Source organism: Promicromonospora sp. NPDC050262, assembly GCF_040655935.1.
In the GTDB taxonomy this organism is placed as follows: domain Bacteria; phylum Actinomycetota; class Actinomycetes; order Actinomycetales; family Cellulomonadaceae; genus Promicromonospora.
Map to the genome: position 1 here is coordinate 239,047 of NZ_JBFAKX010000007.1, position 22,359 is coordinate 261,405.

Sequence of the window (22,359 nt, forward strand, 5' to 3'; positions counted from 1 at the left end):
GAGTAAGAGCGCTCTCCGAGGGAGCCCGTGCGGATGAGATGCGACAGATCTCGCGCCATCCGGCGTTCGGATCAAAGCCAGCCCTGACGGTATAAAACGCAGGAAAGAGCAGAAAACAGCAGGTGAAGTGTTCCGGGCCAGCCCTTGACGCTCCGCCAAGAACGGGTCAAGGATGGGCGGCGTAAGAGCGCTCTCCCAACTCGCGGCGCACCGGAGCGTCGCGAGCGCAGGCTCAACGACGAACCGCGCCACGGCCGCCGCACCTGGCCGCCGACGAGCGGACGGAGAGGAACACCCATGACCACCACCGGATCACCCGGCACACGCGCGACCAGGCTCAGGCGCCGCACGCGCGCCGGGGCCGCCGCCCTGGCGACCGGCCTGCTGGCCGCGGCGGCACTCGTCGTGCCCGCCGCCTCGGCACAGGCGGAGCCAGTCCTGCTGTCGCAGGGCCGGCCCGCCACCGCCTCCTCCGTGGAGAACCCCGACTACACGCCCGCGAGCGCCGCCGTCGACGGCGACCTCGGCACGCGCTGGGCCAGCGAGTTCAGCGACCCGCAGTGGATCCGGGTGGACCTCGGCCGCTCCGCGACGCTGGACCACGTGGAGCTGGTCTGGGAGTCGGCGTACTCGACGAGCTACCAGTTCCAGGTCTCGGCCGACGGGTCGTCCTGGTCCACCGTGTACTCGACCACCTCGGGCGACGGCGGCACCGACACCTTCGACGTCGACGGCACCGCCCGCTACGTGCGGCTGCTGTCCACCGCCCGCTCGGGCGGGTACGGCAACTCGCTGTGGGAGCTGCGGGTCTTCGGCGAGGCGGGCGGCAGCACCGATCCGGGCGACCCCGGCGACCCGAGCTACGTGAACCCGGGCCACCCGAACGTCCCCGTGCGGGACTCGGGGGCCAGCACCGTCGAGGTCGTGGGCGGCAACGGCGACTGGGACCTGGAGGTGGACGGGCAGCCGTACACGGTCCGCGGCTTCACGTGGGGCCCGGCGTTCAGCACGGCCGACCACTACATGCCGACCCTCACCGCCATGGGCGCGAACACGATCCGCACCTGGGGCACCGGCGCGGACACCCGCCAGCTCCTCGACTCGGCCGCGGCGCACGACGTCCGCGTGGTGATGGGCTTCTGGCTCCTGCCCGGCGGCGGGCCGGGATCGGGCGGCTGCATCGACTACCGCACGGACACGAGCTACAAGACGACCACGAAGGCCGACATCCTCAACCAGGTCGCGGCCTACAAGGACCACCCGGGCGTGCTCATGTGGAACATCGGCAACGAGTCGCTCCTGGGCCTGCAGAACTGCTACTCGGGAACCGAGCTGGAGGCGATCCGCAACGCGTACGCGGCCTTCGTCGACGAGGTCAGCGTGGCCGTGCACCAGGCCGACCCCAAGCACCCGACCACCAGCACCGACGCGTGGGTCGGCGCCTGGCCGTACCTCGAGCGCAACGCCCCGGACCTGGACCTGCTCTCGGTCAACGCGTACGGCGACCTGTGCAACGTGCCCGCGGCCTGGGAGGCCGGCGGCTACGACCGGCCGTACATCATCACCGAGGGCGGCGCGGCCGGTGAGTGGGAGGTGCCGGACGACGCGAACGGCGTACCCGACGAGCCCACCGACCTGGAGAAGGAGCAGGCGTACGTGGACTCCTGGCGCTGCCTGCGGGAGCACGACGGCGTCGCGCTGGGCGCCACGTTCTTCCACTACGGCATCGAGGGCGACTTCGGCGGCGTGTGGTTCAACGTCCTCCCGGGCGACAACAAGCGCCTCGGCTACTACTCGATCGCGCGGGCCTGGGGCGTGGACACGTCCGGGATGAACACCCCGCCGCGCATCACCGCCATGTCCGTCCCCGGGGCGACAGCGGTCGCCGCGGGCGAGCAGTTCACGCTCAACGTGGACGTCACCGACCCGGACGGCGATCCGATCGACGCCAACGTGATGCTGAACAGCAAGTACGTCAACAATGCCGGCGGCATCGCGCAGGCGCAGTTCACGCAGACAGCTCCCGGCACGTTCCGGGTCACGGCGCCCGAGATGCTCGGCGTCTGGAAGGTCTACGTGTTCGCCGAGGACGGCCACGGCAACGTGGGCGTGGAGACCCGGTCGTTCCGCGTCGTCGCGCCCCCGGTGGACGGGACGAACATCGCGCGGGGCAAGACCGCCACGGCGTCGAGCTTCGACCCGTGGAACGGCGACTGGACGCCCGGCCGCGCCGTCGACGGCGACGCCACCACACGCTGGGCCAGCGAGTGGGGCCCGACCGCCTGGTACCAGGTGGACCTCGGCTCGGTGCAGTCGTTCGACCACGTGCAGCTCGTCTGGGAGACGGCCTACGGCAAGTCCTACCAGGTGCAGACGTCGAACGACGGCAACACCTGGACCACGGTCCGCACGGTGACGGGCGGCAACGGCGGCGTCGACAGCCTGGACGTGGCCGGGACGGGCCGGTACGTGCGGCTCAACCTCACCGAGCGCGGCACGGAGTGGGGCTACTCCCTGTACGAGGTCGGCGTCTACCAGCAGTGAGCACGGCAGTGACGGGTCAGCAACGCACGCCACCATCAAAGGAGGAACCATGCGCACAGCACTCAGCACGCCACACCGCTCCACATCCCGCGGCCGCACACCCGGCGGCCTCAGACCTCGCCTACTGGGCGGCCTGGCCGCCACCGCACTGCTCGCCTCGACCCTGAGCGCGGCGGGCGCCATCGGCGCCACCACCGCCGTCGCCGAGCCGAACACGCTCCTCTCGCAGGGCGCGCTCACGGCCGCGTCCAGCTCGGAGTCCGGCGGCCTCGGGCCGCGGTTCGCGGTCGACGGCGACCGCACCACCCGCTGGGCCAGCGCCCCCACGGACGACCAGTGGATCCGGATCGACCTGGGCCGGTCGTACGCGCTGGACCACGTCGCCCTGGAGTGGGAGGCCGCCTACGGCGCGGCGTTCACGCTCCAGGTCTCCGCCGATGCCCAGACCTGGACCACGGTCGTGACCGAGGGCGCCGGGACCGGCGGCACCGAGGTCTACGACATCACCGCGACCGGCCGCTACGTGCAGCTCGTCGGCACGGCCCGCGGCACCGGCTACGGCTACTCGCTCCTGGAGTTCCAGGTGTTCGGCGACGGCGAGGCCGGCGGGCCGGAGGACCCGCCGCCGTTCCCCGGTGACGAGGTGACGCACCACGAGTTCCAGGCGAACTGCGAGTTCTCGCACTTCCTGCCCGACGACTCGATCGTGTACCCGAACCAGCCGGGCCGGTCGCACCTGCACACGTTCATCGGCAACCGGTCGACGGACGCGTTCACCACGCCGACGAGCCTGAACGCGATGCCGGAGAGCACCTGCACGGTGCCGCAGGACCACTCGGCCTACTGGTTCCCCGCCATCACCAAGGGCGGAGTGCCGGTCGAGCCGAACATCCCGATGACCGTCTACTACAAGTCGGGCATCGACGACTACCAGGACGTGGTGCCGTTCCCGGAGGGACTCCAGTTCGTGACCGGCGACATGATGGCCACGGTCGAGGAGTTCCGCACCGCGCCGGGCGCCGTCGAGGGCTGGGAGTGCGGCGACATCTCCAAGAGCTGGGAGATCCCGGCGTACTGCCCCGAGGGCACCCAGCTCAACATCCGGTACCAGGCGCCGAGCTGCTGGGACGGGATGCACCTGACCCCGGAGGAGTCCGCCCACATGGGCCACGGCTCGCACATGGCGTACCCCGAGGCCGGGCAGTGCCCCATGAGCCACCCCGTCGCGGTCCCGATGCTGGAGTTCAAGATCGCCTGGCCCGTCAGCGGTGACATGTCCGACGTCGCGCTGGTGAGCGGGTCCGACCAGTCGTGGCACTACGACTTCGTGAACGCCTGGGACCCCGAGGTGCTCCGCCGGCTCGTGGAGCACTGCATCAACGGCGGCCTGCAGTGCAACCCGCGCGGCTACGACCTCTACAAGCCGCACCGCGGCACCGTGCTCGACGAGAACTACGAGCTCGTGCCCGAGACCACGGCCGCACGCGAGGAGGTGGCTTCATGAGGGCGGGCCGGGTCTGGCTGGCGGCCGCCGCGGTCGCTGCCTGCGTCGCGGCCCCGCTGACGGCGGCGGCCGCGCCGGTGCCGGTGCCGGTCCCGGCGCGGCCCGCGCCGGGCCTCGCGTCCGGCCCGGACCGCGCGGCGGCCGCCGCCTGCGGCACGACCAACGCGGCCCTCGGGCGACCGGCGACGGCATCGTCGACCGAGGGGCCGTTCGGCGCGGCGTCAGCCGTGGACGGCGACCCCGGCACCCGCTGGGCCAGCGAGTTCAGCGACCCGCAGTGGATCCGGGTCGACCTCGGCTCGGTCCAGGACCTGTGCCGCGTCGAGCTCGCCTGGGAGGCGGCGTACGGTCGCGACTTCCGGATCGAGGCGTCCGACGACGGCACCACGTGGCGCACGCTGAAGACCGTCACGGACGGGACCGGCGGCAACCAGTCCCTCGACGTGGCGGGGTCGGGCCGGTACGTGCGGCTCACCGGCACGGAGCGCGGCACCGGGTACGGCTACTCGCTCTGGGAGCTGAAGGTGTTCACCGGTGACGGCGGCACCATGCCCGGCGACCCGATCCCCGGCGGCGGTGACCTCGGGCCGAACGTGCACGTCTTCGGCCCGGACACGCCGGCCGCACAGGTCCAGGCGGCCGTGGACGCCGTCTACGACCAGCAGGAGGCGGACCAGTTCGGCGACGGGCGGCACCAGTTCCTCTTCGAGCCGGGCACCTACCCGGTGCACGTCAACGCCGGTTTCCACACCTCGATCTCCGGCCTGGGGACGAGGCCGGACGACGTGAACATCACCGGCGGCGTCTGGGCCGACGCGGAGTGGTTCGAGGGCAACGCCACGCAGAACTTCTGGCGGTCCGTCGAGAACCTGGCGGTCACGCCGTCAGGCGGTGACATGCGGTGGGCGGTCTCCCAGGCCGCGCCCATGCGCCGCGTGCACGTCAAGGGCAACCTCATGCTGCACTCGTCGCGGTACGGCTGGGCCTCGGGCGGCTACATCGCCGACTCCGTGGTCGACGGCCAGGTCCGCGCCTGGACCCAGCAGCAGTGGTACACCCGCGACTCGACGCTGACGGGCGGCTGGGCCGGGACGCTGTGGAACATGGTGTTCTCCGGCGTCGAGAACGCCCCGCCGACGTCGTTCCCCGAACCCGCGGTGACCACCCTGGACACCACGGGCGTCATCCGCGAGAAGCCGTACCTGTACCTCGACGGGGACGACTACGCGGTGTTCGTGCCGTCGGCCCGGTCGGGCACACGCGGCGCGACGTGGGACGGCGGGACGACGTCGGGCACCTCGATCCCGCTGGGCGACTTCTACGTGGCGCGCCCCGGCGACTCCGCCGCGCGGATCAACCAGGCCCTGGACCAGGGCCTGCACCTGCTGCTCACGCCCGGCATCTACGAGACGACGGGGACGATCGAGGTGGACCGCGCCGACACCGTCGTGCTCGGGCTCGGGTACGCCACGATCGTGCCGACGGCCGGGCAGACGGCGATGCGCGTGGGCGACGTGGACGGCGTCCACGTGGCAGGCGTGCTGTTCGACGCCGGGGCCGCCGAGTCGCCGTCCATGCTCACCGTCGGCACGGAGGGGTCGACGGCGGACCACGCGGACGACCCGATCTCGCTGCACGACGTGTTCGTCCGTGTGGGCGGCGCGCACGCCGGGCGCGTGGACCAGGCGATCGTGGTCAACGCGGACGACACGATCGTCGACCACATCTGGTCGTGGCGCGGCGACCACGGCGACGGCATCGGCTGGGACGTGAACACCGCGCGCAACGGCCTGGTGGTCAACGGCGACGACGTGGACGGGTACGGGCTCTTCGTGGAGCACTACCAGGAGTACAACACCCTGTGGAACGGGGAGCGCGGCCGCACGATCTTCTACCAGAACGAGCTGCCGTACGACCCGCCGAACCAGGCGGCGTGGAACCACGACGGCGTCCGGGGCTGGGCGGCGTACAAGGTCGCGGACGGCGTGACGCAGCACGAGGCCTGGGGTCTGGGCTCGTACTGCGTGTTCACGTCGGACGCGTCGATCACCTCGGACAACGGCTTCGAGGTGCCGGTCACGCCGGGCGTGCGGATGCACTCGCTGCTCACCGTGTCGCTCGGCGGGGTGGGCACGTACGAGCACGTCATCAACGGCGTCGGCCCGCGCGCGGCAGGCACGGAGACGATCCCGGCGAAGGTGGTGAGCTACCCGTAAACCCACCCCGCACGTGTCAGACGCTCAGGTCACCCGGGTGACCTGAGCGTCTGACACGTCTGGGAAGGTCAGGTGACGGCGCCCATGTGCCAGGGGATGAACTCCTCGGCGCCGATCTCCAGCTCCTCGCTGACCGTCTGCTCCCCCGAGGCCACCGCGAGGATCCGGTCGAAGATCTGGCGGCCCACCTCGGCCACGGTCGCGGTGCCGTCCACGATCACGCCCGCGTTGACGTCCATGTCCTCGGACATCACCGAGTACATCGGCGTGTTGGTCGCCACCTTGATCGACGGCGTGGGGCGGCACCCGAAGACCGAACCGCGGCCCGTGGTGAAGACGACGACGTTGGCGCCGCCCGCGACCAGGCCGGTCACGGAGACCGGGTCGTAGCCGGGAGTGTCCATGAAGCCGAACCCGCGCTCCGTGATCGGCTCGGCGTACTCGTAGACGGCGCCCAGGTCGGCCTGGCCGCCCTTGGCGACCGCCCCGAGGGACTTCTCCAGGATCGTGGTGAGCCCGCCCGCCTTGTTGCCCGGCGACGGGTTGTTGTCGAGCGTGCCGCCGCCGGCCCTGACGTAGTCGCGCCACCAGTCGATGCGGTCCAGCAGCTTCTTGGCGACCGCCGGCTCGGTCGCCCGCGCGGTGAGCAGGTGCTCCGCCCCGTAGACCTCGGGCGTCTCGGCCAGCACCGACGTGGCGCCGTACGCGACCAGGCGGTCGGAGGCCCAGCCGAGGGCCGGGTTGGCCGTGATGCCGGAGTAGCCGTCCGACCCGCCGCAGTTCAGCGCGAGCACCAGCTCGGACACGTCGCACTCGACGCGCTCGCGCGCGTTGACCAGCGGCAGCATCTCGCGGACAGCGGCGACGCCGGCCCGCACCGAGGCCCGCACACCGCCGGCCTCCTGGATGGTCAGGCTCCGCACCACGGTGTCGTCGGCGATGGCGGCCAGCAGCCCGGACCGGGTCTCGTCGGGGGCGCCGATGCCGGGCATGCCGAGGTCGGCGACCTGGCCCGAGCGGGCCGACAGCGCCGCGCCCGGCACCATCTCGCAGCCCAGCCCGAGCACCAGCAGGCCCGCGACGTTCGGGTGCGCGGCGTAGCCCCGCAGGGTGCGCAGCAGGATCTGCCCGCCCTCGGAGTCCGGGACCAGCCCGCAGCCCGAGGTGTGCGTCAGGGCGATGACGCCGTCCACGTTCTCGAACTCGTCCAGCGCGGCGCCGCGGAACTGGTCGGCGATCATCTTGGCCGTCGAGGCCGAGCAGTTCACGCTGGTCAGGATGGCGACGAAGTTGCGGGTGCCGACCCTGCCGTCGGCCCGGCGGAAACCGCGGAAGGTGGGCCGGGGCTCGTCGTCGGGCACCGGGAGCTCGTGGTGCGTGCCGCCCAGGGGCGTGTCCCGTTCGCCCTCCTCGAACCCGAGGTTGTGGGAGTGCACGTGGTCGCCGGGGACGATGTCCGTGGTGGCGACCCCGATGACCTGCCCGTACTTGCGCACCTGGCCGCCTGCCGACACGGGGCGGAGGGCGATCTTGTGCCCGCGCGGCACCGGCTGCCGGACGGCGAGCGGGCCGCTCCCGGGAACCGCGGCGGCGTCGCCCGGGCCCAGGTCCCGCGTGGCGACGGCGACGTCGTCGCCCTTCCGCAGCACGAGCAGATCTTGTGACACCTGTGGCACCTCTCCTCTGAACCGTTTCATCCTACCCAGCCCCAGAACGTGTCAGACGTACAGGTCACCCGGGTGACCTGTACGTCTGACACGTCGTGGGTCAGTTGGCGATCGCCGCGTTGATCTCATCGATGAGCTGGGTGGCGGCCTCTTCCGGGGTGATGCGCTCGAAGAGGACCTCCGTGTTGATGCGCTCCATGATGTCGGCGAGCTCGGCGCTGCCGTGCGGCGGGACCGCCGGGTTGTCGACGATCTCGTCCTCGATGTCCGCCATGAAGTCGGCGACCTTCTGGTCGGTGGGCGACAGGTCGCCCAGGATCGCCTCGCGCACGTCGGTGTTCGCCGGGAGGCCGCGGTCGGTCAGCATGATCTTGGCCGCCTCCTCGGAGTTCAGCAGGAAGTCCACGAACTTCGCGGACGACTCCGGGTACTTCGTGTCCGCGGAGACGGAGTAGAACATCGCCGGCTTGTAGTACATGCCGGTCCGCTCGCCCTCCGACTCGCCCGGGAGCCGCAGCAGCTCGAGCTCGTGGCCCGACGAGTCGGACAGCGCGCCGAGCTGGTTGGTCCACCAGACGCCCATGGCGCCCTTGTTGGTGCCGAGCAGACCGCCCTCGGGGCCGGCCGCCTGGTACTCGACGGTGCGGGCGGCGTCGGGCTGGCCGCCGCCCTCGACGAGGTCGAGGGAGACCTGGAAGAAGTCGGCGACGGTCTCCTCGGAGACGCCGAGCTCGCCGTCGGCCGTGAACAGGGTCTCGCCGCGCTGGCGGGCCATCACGTTGAGGCCGGCCTCGTTGAAGCCGTAGTCCTGCGTGCCCCAGACGCCGTCGCCGGCCCCCTTCGCGACGGCGTTCGCCGTGGTGACGTAGTCCTCCCACGTCCAGGTGGTGTCGTCCGGGACGTCGACGCCGGCGTCGGCGAAGAGCTCCGGGTCGGCGACGAGCGCGTAGGCGTTGATGCCGGTCGGGATGCCGTACTGGGTCCCCTCGATCTGGCCGCCGGCCAGCACGCCGTCGTCCACCTTGGACGTGTCGATGTCGAGCGTGCCCAGGTCGGCGAGCACGTTCTTGGTCGAGTAGTCGGAGATGTAGCGCTCCTCCTGGGTGATGACGTCCGGGGTGTCGCCCGCGGCCACCGAGGTGGCGAGCTTGTCCCAGTAGCCGTCCCAGTCGGTGAAGTCGGGGACCACGGTGATGTCCGGGTTCTCCGCCTCGAACGCCTCGATGATCTGCTGCGTCGACTCGTGGCGGCTGTCCGAGCCCCACCACGAGAAGCGGATCTCGCAGGGGCACTCCTCTGCGGCGGCGGGGGCGTCGTCGCCGCCCCCGCCGATGCCCGAGTCGCCGCCGCCGCAGGCCGCGAGGGTCAGGGCCACGGCCGCGATGCCCGCGGCCGAGCCGGCGAGCCGCTTGCCGCGCCTCGTGGGACGTGGGTTGCCGGTGGTGCTCATGTATTTCTCCTTCGGTGACGTTGACGTCGTTGTCGCATCGCGGGTGGAGCTACTTGATCCCGGTGGTCGCAATGCCCTTGACCAGGTACTTCTGTCCGAACAGGAAGGCGATGAAGACGGGGATCAGGGAGACGATCGACATCGCGAACAGCGAGCCCCACGAGCTCTCGCCCGTGGAGTCGACAAAGGTGCGCAACGCGATCGGCACGGTGTACATCTCCGGCCGCGTCAGGAAGATCAGCTGGCTGAAGAAGTCGTTCCACGTCCAGATGAACGTGAAGATCGCGGTGGTGGCGAGGGCCGGCATGGACAGCGGCAGCATGATCTGCAGGTAGATCCGCAGGTGGTTACAGCCGTCGAGGGTCGCCGCCTCGTCCAGCTCACGGGGGATGCCCCGGAAGAACTGGACCATCAGGAAGATGAAGAACGCGTCCGTCGCGAGCAGCTTGGGCACGATCAGCGGCAGGAACGTGTTGATCCACTCGAGCTGGGAGAACAGCACGTACTGCGGCACGATCACCACGTGGATCGGCAGCATGATCGACATCAGCATGACCGCGAACCACAGCCGCTTGCCCCGGAACTCCAGCCGCGCGAACGCGTACGCCGCCAGGGAGCAGGACAGCAGGTTGCCGAGCAGCGACCCGAGCACCACCAGCGCCGAGTTGATCAGGTAGTGGCTGAACGGGTGCAGCAGGGCGTTCCACCCGTCCGTGTAGTTGGACAGGTCGATGTCGGTGGGGATGAGCCCCGGCTCGCGGAAGATCAGCGCGTTCGGCTTGAACGAGCTGGCCAGCATCCAGAGCAGCGGGTACAGCATCACGAACCCGAAGGCGATGAGACCCGCGTGCCTGAGCACGCTCCCCACCCGGGCCCGTACGCGCCGGCCGCGGGGACGGACGGCGGTCGGACGGCGGTCGCTCGGCCCGGCACGCCGGGTGCCGGAGGCGGTGTCGGACGGCGGGCGCACCGCCGTCGGCGTCGTGGTCTGTGCGGTCGTCGAGGCGTCAGTCATCGTAGAAGACCCAGTACTTGGAGCCGAGGAAGTTGACGACCGTCATGCCGCCGATGATCAGCAGCAGGAACCAGGCCATGGCCGAGGCGTAGCCCATGTCGAGCGAGCCGAACCCCTTGAGGTAGAGGTAGAGCGTGTAGAGCAGCGTGGAGTCGGACGGGCCGCCGTTGCCGCCGCTGACGACGAACGCCCGCGTGAACGACTGGAACGCCTCGATGAGCTGCAGCACGAGGTTGAAGAAGATGATCGGCGTGAGCAGCGGCACGGTGATGCTGCGGAACTGCCGCCACCGGGAGGCGCCGTCGATCGCGGCAGCCTCGTAGTACATCTGCGGGATCTGTCGCAGGCCGGCCAGGAAGATCACCATGGGCGCGCCGAACGTCCAGACGTTCAGCGCCATCAGGGTGCCGAGCGCGTAGTCCGGGTGCGAGACCCAGCCCTGGCCCTGGATCCCGAAGAGGGCCAGGACCTGGTTGACCAGCCCGTCCGCGCCGAAGATCTGGCGCCACAGGATCGCGATGGCCACCGACCCGCCGAGCAGGGAAGGCAGGTAGTACACCGAGCGGTACAGGGCGAGCCCGCGCATGCCCTTGTCGAGCAGCAGCGCCAGGCCGAGGGCCGCGGCGAGCTGCAGCGGCACCGAGACGAACACGTAGGTGAACGTGACGCCGAGGGACTGGAGGAACCGCGGGTCGTCGAACATCCGCGTGTAGTTCTCCAGGCCCACCCACTCGGGTGCGGAGAGCAGGTCGTAGTCCGTGAAGGACAGGTAGAGCGACGCCCCCATGGGTCCCGCCGTGATGAGCGCGAGGCCCACGAACCACGGCGCGAGGAACAGCAGCGCCCAGCGCCCGTCGCCCTTCTTGCGGACGGCGCCGGCCTGCTTGCCGCGCGATAGCTCCTGGATCACTGACATGGGTTCACCCCCGCGCGGTCGGGCCCCGTCAGGGCGGGCGGGGGCTCGGACCGCCAGGGTCCGGGCTCGCGGTTCGGGTGGCGCATCGCGTTGTCCTCCGGATCGTCGTCGATCCCCGGCTCGTCGGTGAGAAACCGGTCTCTGGTGGAGGAACGTACCACATGAGGAACCGGTTTCCCATGGTGTACGGTCACATCGGGAAACCGGTAACGCGGGGGGCCACGCCGACGAGGGCGCGCGCCACGCGCCATCCGGTCGGACAAGGTCACGGACGGAGAGCACATGGGCAGCGGCAGCGTTCGAGGCGCAGGTCAGCGCCGTGCGGTCGCCACGATCGGGGACGTCGCGGCGGCGGCAGGGGTCTCCCGGGCGACGGTGTCCCGCGTGATGAACGGGCGCAGCACGGTCGACGCCGCCATCGCCGAGCGCGTGCGCGGCGTCGCCGCGGAGCTCAGCTACCGGCCGAGCAACGCGGCGCGCAGCCTCGCACTCGGCCGCACGCAGACCGTGGCGCTGGTGGTGCCGGACCTCGGCAACCCCGTGTTCCAGCAGATCCTGCGCGGCGTCATGGACGGCGCCGCCGAGGACGGGTACCGCGTGCTCGTTGCGGACACGGTCGAGGACGACCAGCAGGAGGGCGCCATCGCGCTCGAGGCGCGCATGCGGTGCGACGCCCTGGTGCTCGTGTCGCCCCGCATCGGGGACGCCGAGCTCAGCGCGCTCATCGCGGACGTCGAGCCCGTGGTGCTGGTCAACCGGGAGACCGGCGGGACGGCACCGAGCCTGGTCGTGGACTACGAGGACGCCGCCGTCCAGGTGGTGGAGCACCTCGTGGCGCTCGGCCACCGCCGCCTGGTCTACCTGGGCGGACCCGTGCGCAGCGCGTCCGACGAGCTGCGGCGAGCCGGCCTGGCCCGCGCCCGGCAGCGGCACGCCGACCTCGAGATCCTCGACCTGCCCGCCGGACCGGACATCCAGGCGGGCCACGCCGCCGCGGCCGCCGTCCTCGCCACCCGCGCCACCGCGGCGGTGGCCTTCAACGACCTCGTCGCGTTCGGCCTGCTCGCAGGGCTGAACGAGGCCGGGGTGGCCGTGCCCGCCGACATCTCGGTGGCCGGTTTCGACGACATCGAACTGTCCCGCTACGCCACACCCGCGCTGACGACGGTCGCGGTGCCGCAGGCCGAGCTCGGCCGCCACGCCTGGAGGGAGCTGCACGCCGTGATCGACGACGACGCCCACCCCGCACGCTCTGCACGGTTCACACCCAGCCTGGAGGTGCGCGGGAGCACCGGACCCGTGCCCCAGGGCCCGGAACGGGTGCACATCACGGACGACGACCTCGCCGTCGGGCAGCCGGAGGAGGTGCCCACCGTGCCCCCGACCGCCACGCCGGTCTGGTCCGTACCCGCCGATCCTTCCGCCGACGCCGTCGTGCTGACCTGCGGTGACGGGCTGGAGCTGGTGCGCCGCGACGCGGGCGACCGGATGCCCAAGGTGCACGCCCGCCGGCCCTACCTGCACCCCGTGCACACGCTGGCGGGGGTGCCGCTCACCGACGTGAGCCCCGTGGACCACCGCCACCACTACGGCGTGGGCATCGCGGTGCCCGACGTGAACGGCACCAGCCACTGGGGCGGCCGCACCTTCATCGAGGACGTGGGCCCCACGCTCCTGAAGAACCACGGGCGGCAGACCTCGTCGGGGATCCACGTGGAGCCGGGTGTTCCCGGCGTTCTCGGCGCTGTCGGTACGGCCGGCGAGACCCTGGTCGAGGACGTGCTGTGGTCCGACGAGCACGGCGAGCCGCAGCTCCGCGAGGAGCGCCGCGTCTCGGCGCGCCTGCTCCCCCTGGCGCCCGGGTCCGACGCCGCCCCCGGCTGGGTGCTCGACTGGCGCTCCACGCTGCACGCCGACCACGGCCCGCTGGAGATCCGCTCGCCCGCCACGAACGGCCGGCCGGGCGCCGGGTACGGCGGCCTGTTCTGGCGCCTGCCGATCGCCGAGAGCACCACGGTCCTGTCGGCGGCGGGCGCGGGCGAGAACCGGGCGCACGGCAGCACGTCGCCCTGGGTGGCGTTCGTGCAGCAGCAGGGCGGCCGGTCCACGACCCTCCTGCTGGTGCAGCCGGGCCAGGTGCGGCCGTGGTTCCTGCGTTCCGCCGAGTACCCCGGCGCCTGCCCGGCCCTGGCCTGGGACGCGCCCCTGCTCGTGCCCGACGGCGGTTCCGTGCAGCTCGACCTCGTGGCCGTGCTGCTGGACACGGAGCTCACGGCCGCCGCGGCCGAGGCGCTGGCCGCCGACCTGACCGACGGCGGCCGGCGGTGAGCCTGCCCCAGGTGGCCGTGGTCGGCATCCACGGCCACGGCGGCTCGCACCTGCGGGCGGTCGCGGACCTGGAGGCGCGCGGCCTGGCGCGGCTGAGCGCCGTCGTCGACCCGCGGGAGCCGGACATCGCACCGGCCCCGTGGTTCTCGAGCCTGGGCGACCTGCTCTCGGCCGGCGCCGGCGCGCTGCCCGACGTCGTGGTGCTCTCGACGCCCATCCACACGCACCTGCCGCTCGCGCGCGCCGCGCTGGAGGCGGGGATCGACGTGCTGCTGGAGAAGCCGACCACCGCGTCGCTCGCGGAGCACGCCGAGCTCGTCGCCGTCGCCGAGCGGACCGGGCGGCTGTGCCAGGTCGGGTTCCAGACCTTCGGGTCGCACGCGCTGCCCGCCGTCGCCGACATGGTCGCGCGCGGCGAGGTGGGGCAGGTGACCGGCATCGGCGCCGTCGGCACCTGGGTGCGGACCGCGGCCTACTGGGCGCGCTCGCCGTGGGCGGGGCGGCGGCGCATGGGCGACCGCGCGGTGGTCGACGGCGTGGTGACCAACCCCCTGGCGCACGCCGTGGCGACCGCCCTGTGGGTGGGCGGCGCCCGGACCGCCGCGGACCTCGCGTACGTGAAGACGGACCTGTGGCGGGCCAACCCGATCGAGGCCGACGACACGTCGTCCCTGCGCGCCGTCGGCACCGACGGGACCCGCTACGGGTTCGGCCTCACGCTGTGCGCGGCGGAGCGCACCCCGGCGCGCGTGATCGTGGAGGGCACCGAGGGCGAGATCGAGCTCGGGTACGAGCACGACCTGGTGCGGCTGCGCACCGGGCGCGTGGTCGCCGAGAAGCGGTACGAACGCACCGGTCTGCTGGAGAACCTGCTGCGCGTGCGGGCGGGCGAGGGCGAGCGGCTCCTGTGCGACGTGCGGGACACCGGCGCGTTCATGCGGGTGCTCGAGGCCGTGCGCACCGCGCCGGACCCGGCGCCCGTGGACGACGCGTTCGTGGACTGGGTGGACGGCGTCACGCCGGTCGCGGGCGGGCCGGGCGCGCCGGGGCCGGGCGCGCCGGGGCCGGGCGTGCCGGGGCCGGGCGCGCCGGGCGGCGTCGGGCAGGGGAATCCCGAGGGCGACGCGCGGCACCCGGTGGTGCGCGACGTCGCCGCGTGGTGCGAGCGCGCCGCGCGCGAGCAGCGCACGTTCACGGAGCTCGGTGCCCCGTGGACGCTCGCGAGGTAGATCCGGAGAGCGTGACATGGTGCTCGGGTGCTGCCCGTCCTGACTGCCATCGGTTCCATGGCCTGCGTGGTCGTCCTCGGCTGGGTGATCCAGCGGACCGGCCTGCTGGCCGGCCGCGGACTCCCCCGCGGGATCGCCCACGGCGGGGCGGGTGACGGCGGGGCGGGCGCCCGGCAGACCCTGGCGACGCTGTCGTTCACGATCTGCGCGCCGGCGCTGATGTTCAGCACCCTCGCCTCGACGGACCTGGCGCACGTGCTCTCGCGCGGCGCCGCGGTCACCTGGGCGACGACGGCGGTGCTCGGCCTGGCCACGGCCGCGGCGGCGCGCTGGCTCCTGCGCCTGCCCGCGGGCCCCGCCGCCGTCACGACGCTCGCCGCCGTCTACGTGAACGGCGGCAACATCGGGATCCCTCTGGCGGTCTACCTCTTCGACGACGCCCTCGCCGTGGTGCCCACGCTGCTGTTCCAGCTCCTGGTGCTGGCGCCGCTGACGCTCTCCGTGCTCGACCGGGCGACGGCGTCCGCCGACGGCGGGACACCCGCCCGGTCGGGCTGGCGGTCGATGGGGCAGGTGTTCCTCGCGGCGTTCCGGAACCCGATCACGCTCGGCACGGTCGCGGGCCTGCTCGTCGCGGTGGTGGCCGAGCTGACCGGCGCACGGCTGCCCGACGTCGTGCTGCTCCCCTTCGACCTGATCGGCGCCGCGGCGCCGCCGCTGGGCCTGCTCACGTTCGGGATGACGCTCGCCGTGCCGATGCCGGCCGCGGACGCCGACCTCGGCGTGACCGCCGGGCGGGGCCGCCGGCTGGTGGGCTGGGTGATCACGATCGCGGTGCTGGTGCGCAACCTGCTGCACCCGCTGGCGGCGTGGGCCCTCGGGTCGGCGGTGGGGCTGGACGCGCCGGCCCTCGCCCTCGTGGTGACGATGGCCGCGCTGCCCACGGCCGTGAACGTCACGACCTACGCGACGCGGTACGGCGTGTTCGACGGCGTCGCGGCGCGCGCGACCGTCTGGACGACGGCGCTGTGCGTGCCGGTGCTCGTGGTGATCGGCGCGCTGCTGGTCTGACGGCCTCCCCGGCGGAGGGCCTCTCCTTCGAGACCTAAGTTTCTTCGCTTTGGGGCGGCCCAAAGCGAAGAAACTTAGGTCTCGAAGGGGAGGGCTACGGTCGCGGAGAGGTCACCCAGGTAGAACTGGACCCGGCCGTCGGGTCAGATGCCCAGGTTCAGGTCCTTGACCGGGACCGGGGCGCCCGTCTCCAGCGAGCGGTTGCCCGCGTAGCCGACCGACGACGCCCGGACGCCGTCGACGTAGCCGGCCGCGCGGGCCAGCGGGTCGGGCTCGGACGACGGCCTGAAGACGTCGGCCAGCAGCAGCGCGTCACCGCCGCCGTGCCCGCCGCCACCGCGCACGATCGGCCGCTCCTCGGCGCGCTCCCAGTGCCGCTGCACCACGAGCCGCTCGCCCATGGGCCGTACCAGGTCCTCCTCGAACACCTCGGTCGCGCTCGGGTCGAGGATCGCGGCCTTGTCGCCGAACTCCACCGACCCGCGCTCGGTGACCTCCAGCTCCGCCCGGCCGCGCGTGCCGTTGACCACCACGCGGTAGCCCTCCCAGGGCGCGTGCGCGGTGAGCGAGTAGGTCAGCAGCGCGCCGCCCTCGTACTCGACGACGAGACCGAGCGTGTCCTCGGTGGTGATGCCCGCGTCGAACACCGAGCGGTTGCGCACGTAACCGTCGACCGCCTGGGCCTCGGGCCCGTAGAGGGTGGACAGCCACTCGTTGTCCTCCACGGAGAGCTGCCACGGGTCGATGCCACGCTCGTTCAGGGCGCGCTCGCCGGCCGTGGGCTCGTAGCCGGACTCGTGCGCGCCGTCGTCGCCGTAGAAGCGCCGGCCGCCCGTGGCGAAGACACGCTGCGGCACGCCGTCGATCCACCAGTTGACCAGGTCGAAGTGGTGGCTCGACTTGTGCACCAGCAGGCCGCCGTTGTTCACCTTCTCGCGGTGCCAGCGGCGGAAGTAGTCGGCGCCGTGCACGGTGTCGAGAGCCCAGTCGAAGTGGACCGACAGCACGCGCCCGATCTCGCCGCTCGCGATCACCTCGCGCAATGCGCTGTTGCGGGGCGAGTAGCGGTAGTTGAACGTCGTGACCAGGTCGCGGCCCGTCTCGGCCACGGCGTCCACGATCTGCCGGGCCTGGTCGGGGTGCGCGGCGATGGGCTTCTCCACGACGACGTCGGCGCCGGCCCGCAGGGCGCGGGTGACGAGGTCGCCGTGCGTGCGGTCGATCGACGTGACGATCACGCGGTCGACGGACTGCTCCGCGATCGCCTTCTCCAGGTCGTCCGGCCCGTACACGGGGCGGACGCCGCCGAACGCGGCGGCGACGCGCGCCTCGTAGGCCGCTGCGCGCACGGGGTTGGGCTCGACCCAGGCGACGATCTCGCCGTCGGGCGCGTGGGTGCCGATCAGGGCGTCGACGTACATGGACGCACGGTGCCCCGTCCCCACCACCGCGTAGCGGCGGCGCCCCTCGGGCAGCGGGCCCGACGGCGGCACAGGCTCTTGGGTCGGACCGGTGATCGGCTCGGTGGTCGGCTCAGTGGTCGGCTCGGGCATCGGTGGAGAGCTCCTTCGGTCGTCGTCGACGTCGGGTGGATGGGATTGAAACGATACGACGCCGGGAAAGCGCTGTCCATGCCCTCCGCCGGGTCACCCGGCCGGCACCGCTCCGGCAGGCGAGCGACCGCGACCGGGGTCACCGCTCCGGCGTGATCACCACCTGGCCCGCCCAGGCGAACCCGCCGCCGAACCCGAACAGCAGCGCGGGCGCGCCCGCGGGGATCTTGCCCGCGTGCCACCACTTGGACAGCCCCAGGGGGATCGACGCCGCCGACGTGTTGCCCGACTCGGTGATGTCCGTGACGACCACCTTGCCCTCCATGCCGAGCGCCTTGGCCAGCGGCTCGATGATCCGCAGGTTCGCCTGGTGCGCCACGAGCACCTCGACGTCGTCGAGGCTCAGCCCGGACGCCGCCACGACGTCCCGCGCCCGGTCCGCGGCGCGCGTGATGGCCCACTTGAACACCGAGCGGCCGTCCTGCTGGAACTTCACCTCCGGCGCCTCGATGCGCACCGCCGGCGTGAGCTCCGGCTCGGTGCCCCACACCACGGGCCCGACGGCGGGTGCGTCCGCCGCCTGCAGCACCGCCGCCCCGGCGCCGTCCGCCGTGAGGATGCACGTCGAGCGGTCGGTCCAGTCGGTGTACGCGGTGAGCTTCTCCGCGCCGATCACCAGCGCCGTGCGCGCGGAACCCGTACGGATCGCCTGGTCGGCCACGCCGACCCCGTGTGCGAACCCAGAGCACGCCACGTTGAGGTCCAGTGCCGCCGGGCCCACCACGTTGCGCAGGTCCGGCGCCTCCTCGCCCTCCGGCGTGGAGGCGCCGGGCTGGACGCCCGTGTGCAGCGCGTAGGCCACCCGGCCGGCCGTGTTCGGCGACCGGTCGTCGTTGGTGGCCGTCGCGACGATCACCAGGTCCACGGCGTCCGCGGTCAGGCCGGCGTCGGCCAGCGCGTGCTCCGCCGCGGCGGTCGCCATCTCGGCGACGGTGACGTCGTCGGCCGCCACGTGACGCGTGACGATGCCGGTGCGCGACCGGATCCACTCGTCGTTGGTCTCGACCCGCTGGGCGATGTCGTCGTTCGTCAGCGTCTGCGGTGGCTGGTGGTGCCCCAGGCCGACGATGCGGGAGCCGGCGGCGCCGGACGGGAGCGTGAGAGCGGTAGCCATGAGGTCAACGTAGCGCGCCGAGGTCGAACGGCTCCATGACGGTCCCGGCAGTGAGCTCCCGCGCCGCCCGCGCCACGCGCTCCTCGGCGCCCGGTCCGGTGGCCGGCACCTCGCCCACCTCGCGGAAGGCCCCGCGCAGCTGGGAGTCGTACCGCTCCCCCATGGCCGCGTTGCGGCCCTTGTAGGTCCACGCGATGAGGTTGGCCAGGGCGAACCGGGGACCGCACGAGCGGCAGGACATGATGCCCGGCGGCCGCCGGAACCGGGTGCTCCGGTGGCCGGCCGGGCACGTGCCCACCCACGGCCCGTCGATCGACGGCGCCGACGGGTCCACGCAGCGCAGCCCCGAGCACCCGATCCGCACCGCCACCTCGCGCCACGCCGGGCCGTGCTTCGCCTTGGGACCCGCGAGCGCGTGCGCCACCTCGTGCAGGATCGTGTCCCGCACCTCCCGCTCGTCGTGGATGCGCGTGAGCGGCGCGGACAGGCTGATGCGCCGTTTGCCGTAGCTGCACATCCCGGCGCGCCGGACGGCGTCGTCGAACTCGAACGTCCAGGTCTTCAGCCCGTGCTGGTCCATCAGGTCGCGCGCGAGGCGCGAGGCGGCGACAAGGTTCATGGGTACCCCTGCGGTGGTCGTGAGCGGTGGAACGCGTCCGGCCGTCCCGGACGCGTCGAACCTACGGGTTCTCACCCACACGCACGTGAAGTTATCCACAACCCAGCGTCACAAGGCGGACCTGTCAGGCATCGCTCCCCGAGGTGACCTCGGCCGGGTCGGCCGGCGGGATCGGGAAGTTCGTCCGGAAGACGTTCGAGGGATCGTAGACCGCCTTCACCTCCCGCAGCCGCGTGTACGTCGGCTCCGGGAACGCCTCCAGCAGCCGCTCGGGCCGGCTGTCGGTGTCGAACGACAGGTACGAGCCGTCCATCACGGACCCGATCTCGGTGTCCCACGCCTGGTTGAGCCGGTCCTGGTTCGAGCCCAGGGCCGAGAGCGCGAAGTTCTGGTGCCGGTGCGCGTAGGCGGTCGCGTCCGGGGCGACGTCGTTCCCCGCCCCGCCCGTGGCCCGGATCGACGTGAAGTACGACTCCCCGGTGCCCAGCAGGCGCTCGATCGCCCGGCTGGTGCCCTGGTCCAGGTGCGTCAGCAGGCCGGACCGCGCCGACGGGTCGCCGCCGCCGGAGTGGTGGGCGTCCTCCTTGCGCACCACGCCCGAGTACGGCAGGAGCTGGGCCTGGTGCCCGAGCAGCGGGCCGGCGTCGGCCAGGAGCTCGAGCTGGGCGATCGCCTCGTCCGGGTCGGCGTCGGCGCCCTCGGCCGCGAACACGGTCAGGAGCTGCGCCATCGGCGTCTGCCCGCGCCGTCCGCCGCCCAGGATCATGAACGACGTGAGCCCGCGCGGCGCCGCCTCGACGGTCGCGCCCCAGCGCTCCAGCAGGCCGGCCGTGTCGGAGGCGTCCAGCGTCATCTGGGAGAAGACCACGTCGCCGACTGCGCCGGCCTCGACCTCCAGCCAGGTGACCACGCCCATGTTGCCGCCGGCCCCGCGCAGCGCCCAGAACAGGTCCGGGTGCTCGTCGCGCGAGGCGTGCAGCACGCGCCCGTCGGCCGTGACGACCTCCGCGGCAACCACGTGGTCGATGGTCAGACCCTGGAGCCGGCCCAGGAAGCCGATGCCCCCGGTCGTGCCGAGCCCGCCGACGCCCACGCCGCCGTAGTCGCCCGACGTGATGGCCCAGCCGCGCGGGGCCAGGATCTCCGCGACCTCGCCCCAGGTGGCCCCGGCGCCGATCCGCACCCGGCGCGTGGCCTCGTCGACCACCTCGACCGAGCGCATCCGGCTCAGGCTGAGCACCACGCCGCCGTCGTTCGTGGAGCGGCCGGAGATGCCGTGCCCCGCGGAGCGGACGGCGAACTCGACGTCCTGCTTCTGCACCCACGCCAGCCCGGACGCGACCTCGTCGACGCCCTGCGGCCGCAGCACCAGGCCCGGGGCACCGGACCGGAGGTAGTTGTGCCGCACCGCGCCGTACTCCCGGTCGCCGGGCTCCACGGCGTGCGCCGCGAGCTCCGGCGGGAGCGAGTCGTAGTCGATGCCGGTGCGGCGCGCGGCCAGCGCCGTCGCGCCCCGGCGGGCCGCCGCCGGCGTCGTCCCGGCGGAGCGCCGCTCCGCCGCCACGGCCTCGCGGACGGCGGGCGCCACCTCCTGCGCGAACGCGCGGATCTGGTCGGGGTCGTCGCCCATGGCGATGAACCCGCTGACGCCGTCCTCCAGCGCCATGAGGGTGAGCTCCTCGACCCACTGGTCGGCCGGGCCCTGCAGCGGGCCGGTGGACCGGTCGGCAATGGAACCACCGAGGTTCAGCAGGCGGCGGATCTCGCTCGGCGAGCGCCCGGCCTCCTCGGCCGCCTCGTCGATGGTCGCGTTGCCGCGCGCCAGGTCGCCCTCCTTGAAGTAGGGCAGCGAGGGCAGCCAGCCGTCGGCCTTGGCACCGGTGAGCCGGAGCATCCGCTTCTTGTAGGCCCCGAGCCAGACGGGGATGTCGTGCGCGGGGGCCGGGCCGCGCTTGGCGCCGTCGACGTGGTGGAACTGCCCGGGCACGCGCAGCGGCGTGCGGTTCCCGGCGTCCCAGATGCCGCGCATGATCTCGATGCCCTCCTCGAGGGCGGTGACGCCCTCGCCGGGCGTCAGACGCGTGGCACCCATCGCGACCATGGCGTCCCAGAAGCCGCCTGTGCCCACGCCCATCTCGAAGCGCCCGCCGCTGAGCAGGTCGAGGCTCGCGGCGGCGCGCGCCAGGTGGGCGGGCGGGCGCATGCCCAGGTTGAGCACGTTCCCGGAGAGGTGGATGCGCTCGGTCTGCGCGGCCACCCACGACAGGAGCGTCCAGGTGTCCAGGAACGACGGCTGGTACGGGTGGTCCTGGAACGTGACCAGGTCCAGGCCCAGCTGCTCGGAGAGCTGGGCGAGCCGGACGGGAACCTGCGGGTCCGCGTTGGCCGGGGTGATGAAGGTGCCGAAGAGCAGGTCGTGCCCGTAGTCGGTCATGCGTGCGGTGTCCCTCGTGTCGCTCTGCGCCTGCCGCGCCTCGCGGCAGATCGTCTGTCTAGCAGACGATATTACTCACAACTCTTCTGGTTCGCTGCACATTCCCCTAGGATGGGGGCATGAGCACCGCGCCCACCGAGACCCGCACGGGCCAGCACTCCCTGTTCGGCTGGTCGCTCGCCGCGCTCCTGCGCGAGTGGAGCGCCCGGGTCGACGCCGCCGCCGACGACCTGCCCCAGGGCACGCGCGGCTACCAGCTGCTCACGGCCGTGGTGCACGGCGATCTGCCGAGCCAGGCCGCGCTCGCCGCCTCGCTCGGGATCGACCGCACGGTCATGACCTACCTGCTCGACGCCTTCGAGGGTTGCGGACTGGTCGAGCGGCAGCAGGACCCGGCCGACCGTCGCGCGCGCCGCATCGTCGCGACGGACCACGGGCTGGAGGTGCTCGCCGCGATGGACGCGCGCGTGGCCGCGGCGGAGGAGGAGCTGCTCTCCGGGCTCGAGCCCGCGCAGCGCGCGGTGCTCCGCCAGCTGCTGGAGCAGGCCGCCACGGGCACCGGCCCGGACCACGACCCGTGCCGCACGGTGGTCCAGGCGACCCGGCCGGGCGCGGCTGTGCCGGACGCCCGGTGACGTG

15 protein-coding genes are annotated in these 22,359 nt (G+C 72.7%); 7 read left to right on the plus strand and 8 right to left on the minus strand.

What is annotated here, in order from left to right; genetic code table 11:
• The first annotated feature begins 297 nt into the window (after nt 1-297).
• The 3 genes from AB0I29_RS13540 to AB0I29_RS13550 are packed head-to-tail and all read left to right on the plus strand — an operon-like array spanning nt 298 to nt 6,264.
• A complete protein-coding gene (locus AB0I29_RS13540; protein ID WP_357482113.1) occupies nt 298-2,544 on the plus strand; it encodes a discoidin domain-containing protein in 2,247 nt (748 codons plus the stop codon).
• 49 nt (nt 2,545-2,593) lie between these two features.
• Nucleotides 2,594-4,048: a DUF1996 domain-containing protein gene (locus tag AB0I29_RS13545; protein WP_285100771.1), complete on the plus strand. Its 1,455-nt coding sequence runs from the start codon at nt 2,594-2,596 to the stop codon at nt 4,046-4,048.
• Nucleotides 4,045-6,264, plus strand: coding sequence for a discoidin domain-containing protein (locus AB0I29_RS13550; RefSeq protein WP_357482115.1), 2,220 nt, complete (start codon nt 4,045-4,047; stop codon nt 6,262-6,264). The genes AB0I29_RS13545 and AB0I29_RS13550 overlap by 4 nt, the downstream gene beginning before the upstream one ends.
• A 68-nt stretch (nt 6,265-6,332) precedes the next feature.
• On the opposite strand, the gene AB0I29_RS13555 is transcribed toward AB0I29_RS13550, so the two are convergent.
• The 4 genes from AB0I29_RS13555 to AB0I29_RS13570 all read right to left on the minus strand — a co-directional run bounded on the left by AB0I29_RS13555 (nt 6,333) and on the right by AB0I29_RS13570 (nt 11,312).
• A complete protein-coding gene (locus AB0I29_RS13555; RefSeq protein ID WP_357482117.1) occupies nt 6,333-7,931 on the minus strand; it encodes an altronate dehydratase family protein in 1,599 nt (532 codons plus the stop codon).
• A 100-nt stretch (nt 7,932-8,031) separates the two neighbouring features.
• Nucleotides 8,032-9,381 (minus strand): extracellular solute-binding protein, encoded by a 1,350-nt coding sequence (locus AB0I29_RS13560; RefSeq protein WP_357482119.1) that lies wholly within the window; start codon nt 9,379-9,381, stop codon nt 8,032-8,034.
• Between the two features lie 49 nt (nt 9,382-9,430).
• Nucleotides 9,431-10,396, minus strand: a complete 966-nt coding sequence (locus AB0I29_RS13565) for a carbohydrate ABC transporter permease (RefSeq protein WP_357482121.1) — start codon at nt 10,394-10,396, stop codon at nt 9,431-9,433.
• Nucleotides 10,389-11,312: a sugar ABC transporter permease gene (locus tag AB0I29_RS13570; protein ID WP_357482123.1), complete on the minus strand. Its 924-nt coding sequence runs from the start codon at nt 11,310-11,312 to the stop codon at nt 10,389-10,391. The genes AB0I29_RS13565 and AB0I29_RS13570 overlap by 8 nt, the downstream gene beginning before the upstream one ends.
• A 282-nt stretch (nt 11,313-11,594) precedes the next feature.
• On the opposite strand from AB0I29_RS13570, the gene AB0I29_RS13575 reads away from it, so the two are divergent.
• Genes AB0I29_RS13575 through AB0I29_RS13585 form a run of 3 tightly spaced genes read left to right on the plus strand, consistent with a single transcriptional unit; the run spans nt 11,595 to nt 15,940 of the window.
• A complete protein-coding gene (locus tag AB0I29_RS13575; protein ID WP_357482125.1) occupies nt 11,595-13,640 on the plus strand; it encodes a DUF6807 family protein in 2,046 nt (681 codons plus the stop codon).
• Nucleotides 13,637-14,869, plus strand: a complete 1,233-nt coding sequence (locus AB0I29_RS13580) for a Gfo/Idh/MocA family oxidoreductase (RefSeq protein WP_357482127.1) — start codon at nt 13,637-13,639, stop codon at nt 14,867-14,869. The genes AB0I29_RS13575 and AB0I29_RS13580 overlap by 4 nt, the downstream gene beginning before the upstream one ends.
• Nucleotides 14,870-14,896: 27 nt before the next feature.
• Nucleotides 14,897-15,940 (plus strand): AEC family transporter, encoded by a 1,044-nt coding sequence (locus AB0I29_RS13585; RefSeq protein ID WP_357482129.1) that lies wholly within the window; start codon nt 14,897-14,899, stop codon nt 15,938-15,940.
• A gap of 143 nt (nt 15,941-16,083) precedes the next feature.
• On the opposite strand, the gene AB0I29_RS13590 is transcribed toward AB0I29_RS13585, so the two are convergent.
• The 4 genes from AB0I29_RS13590 to AB0I29_RS13605 form a co-directional block, all read right to left on the minus strand.
• Nucleotides 16,084-17,493, minus strand: coding sequence for a Gfo/Idh/MocA family oxidoreductase (locus AB0I29_RS13590; RefSeq protein ID WP_357482131.1), 1,410 nt, complete (start codon nt 17,491-17,493; stop codon nt 16,084-16,086).
• Nucleotides 17,494-17,632: 139 nt separating this feature from the next.
• Complete coding sequence (locus tag AB0I29_RS13595; RefSeq protein WP_285107513.1) at nt 17,633-18,667, minus strand: 3-oxoacyl-[acyl-carrier-protein] synthase III C-terminal domain-containing protein; 1,035 nt, start codon at nt 18,665-18,667, stop codon at nt 17,633-17,635.
• A 4-nt stretch (nt 18,668-18,671) separates the two neighbouring features.
• Nucleotides 18,672-19,286, minus strand: coding sequence for a SprT-like domain-containing protein (locus AB0I29_RS13600; RefSeq protein ID WP_285107511.1), 615 nt, complete (start codon nt 19,284-19,286; stop codon nt 18,672-18,674).
• 124 nt (nt 19,287-19,410) lie between these two features.
• Complete coding sequence (locus AB0I29_RS13605) at nt 19,411-21,720, minus strand: LLM class flavin-dependent oxidoreductase (protein WP_285107509.1); 2,310 nt, start codon at nt 21,718-21,720, stop codon at nt 19,411-19,413.
• A 119-nt stretch (nt 21,721-21,839) separates the two neighbouring features.
• Here AB0I29_RS13605 and AB0I29_RS13610 point away from each other — a divergent pair, with 119 nt between their 5' ends.
• Complete coding sequence (locus tag AB0I29_RS13610) at nt 21,840-22,355, plus strand: MarR family winged helix-turn-helix transcriptional regulator (protein WP_357482134.1); 516 nt, start codon at nt 21,840-21,842, stop codon at nt 22,353-22,355.
• The last annotated feature ends 4 nt before the right edge of the window (nt 22,356-22,359 follow it).

What these genes read in the sequence shown, in the direction of transcription:
- AB0I29_RS13590 (WP_357482131.1), bottom strand. Translation starts at nt 17,493, where the DNA reads ATGCCCGAGCCGACCACTGAGCCGACCACCGAGCCGATCACCGGTCCG.
- AB0I29_RS13570 (WP_357482123.1), bottom strand. Translation starts at nt 11,312, where the DNA reads ATGTCAGTGATCCAGGAGCTATCGCGCGGCAAGCAGGCCGGCGCCGTC.
- AB0I29_RS13600 (WP_285107511.1), bottom strand. Translation starts at nt 19,286, where the DNA reads ATGAACCTTGTCGCCGCCTCGCGCCTCGCGCGCGACCTGATGGACCAG.
- AB0I29_RS13550 (WP_357482115.1), top strand. Translation starts at nt 4,045, where the DNA reads ATGAGGGCGGGCCGGGTCTGGCTGGCGGCCGCCGCGGTCGCTGCCTGC.
- AB0I29_RS13605 (WP_285107509.1), bottom strand. Translation starts at nt 21,720, where the DNA reads ATGACCGACTACGGGCACGACCTGCTCTTCGGCACCTTCATCACCCCG.
- AB0I29_RS13610 (WP_357482134.1), top strand. Translation starts at nt 21,840, where the DNA reads ATGAGCACCGCGCCCACCGAGACCCGCACGGGCCAGCACTCCCTGTTC.
- AB0I29_RS13565 (WP_357482121.1), bottom strand. Translation starts at nt 10,396, where the DNA reads ATGACTGACGCCTCGACGACCGCACAGACCACGACGCCGACGGCGGTG.
- AB0I29_RS13575 (WP_357482125.1), top strand. Translation starts at nt 11,595, where the DNA reads ATGGGCAGCGGCAGCGTTCGAGGCGCAGGTCAGCGCCGTGCGGTCGCC.
- AB0I29_RS13545 (WP_285100771.1), top strand. Translation starts at nt 2,594, where the DNA reads ATGCGCACAGCACTCAGCACGCCACACCGCTCCACATCCCGCGGCCGC.
- AB0I29_RS13595 (WP_285107513.1), bottom strand. Translation starts at nt 18,667, where the DNA reads ATGGCTACCGCTCTCACGCTCCCGTCCGGCGCCGCCGGCTCCCGCATC.
- AB0I29_RS13540 (WP_357482113.1), top strand. Translation starts at nt 298, where the DNA reads ATGACCACCACCGGATCACCCGGCACACGCGCGACCAGGCTCAGGCGC.
- AB0I29_RS13560 (WP_357482119.1), bottom strand. Translation starts at nt 9,381, where the DNA reads ATGAGCACCACCGGCAACCCACGTCCCACGAGGCGCGGCAAGCGGCTC.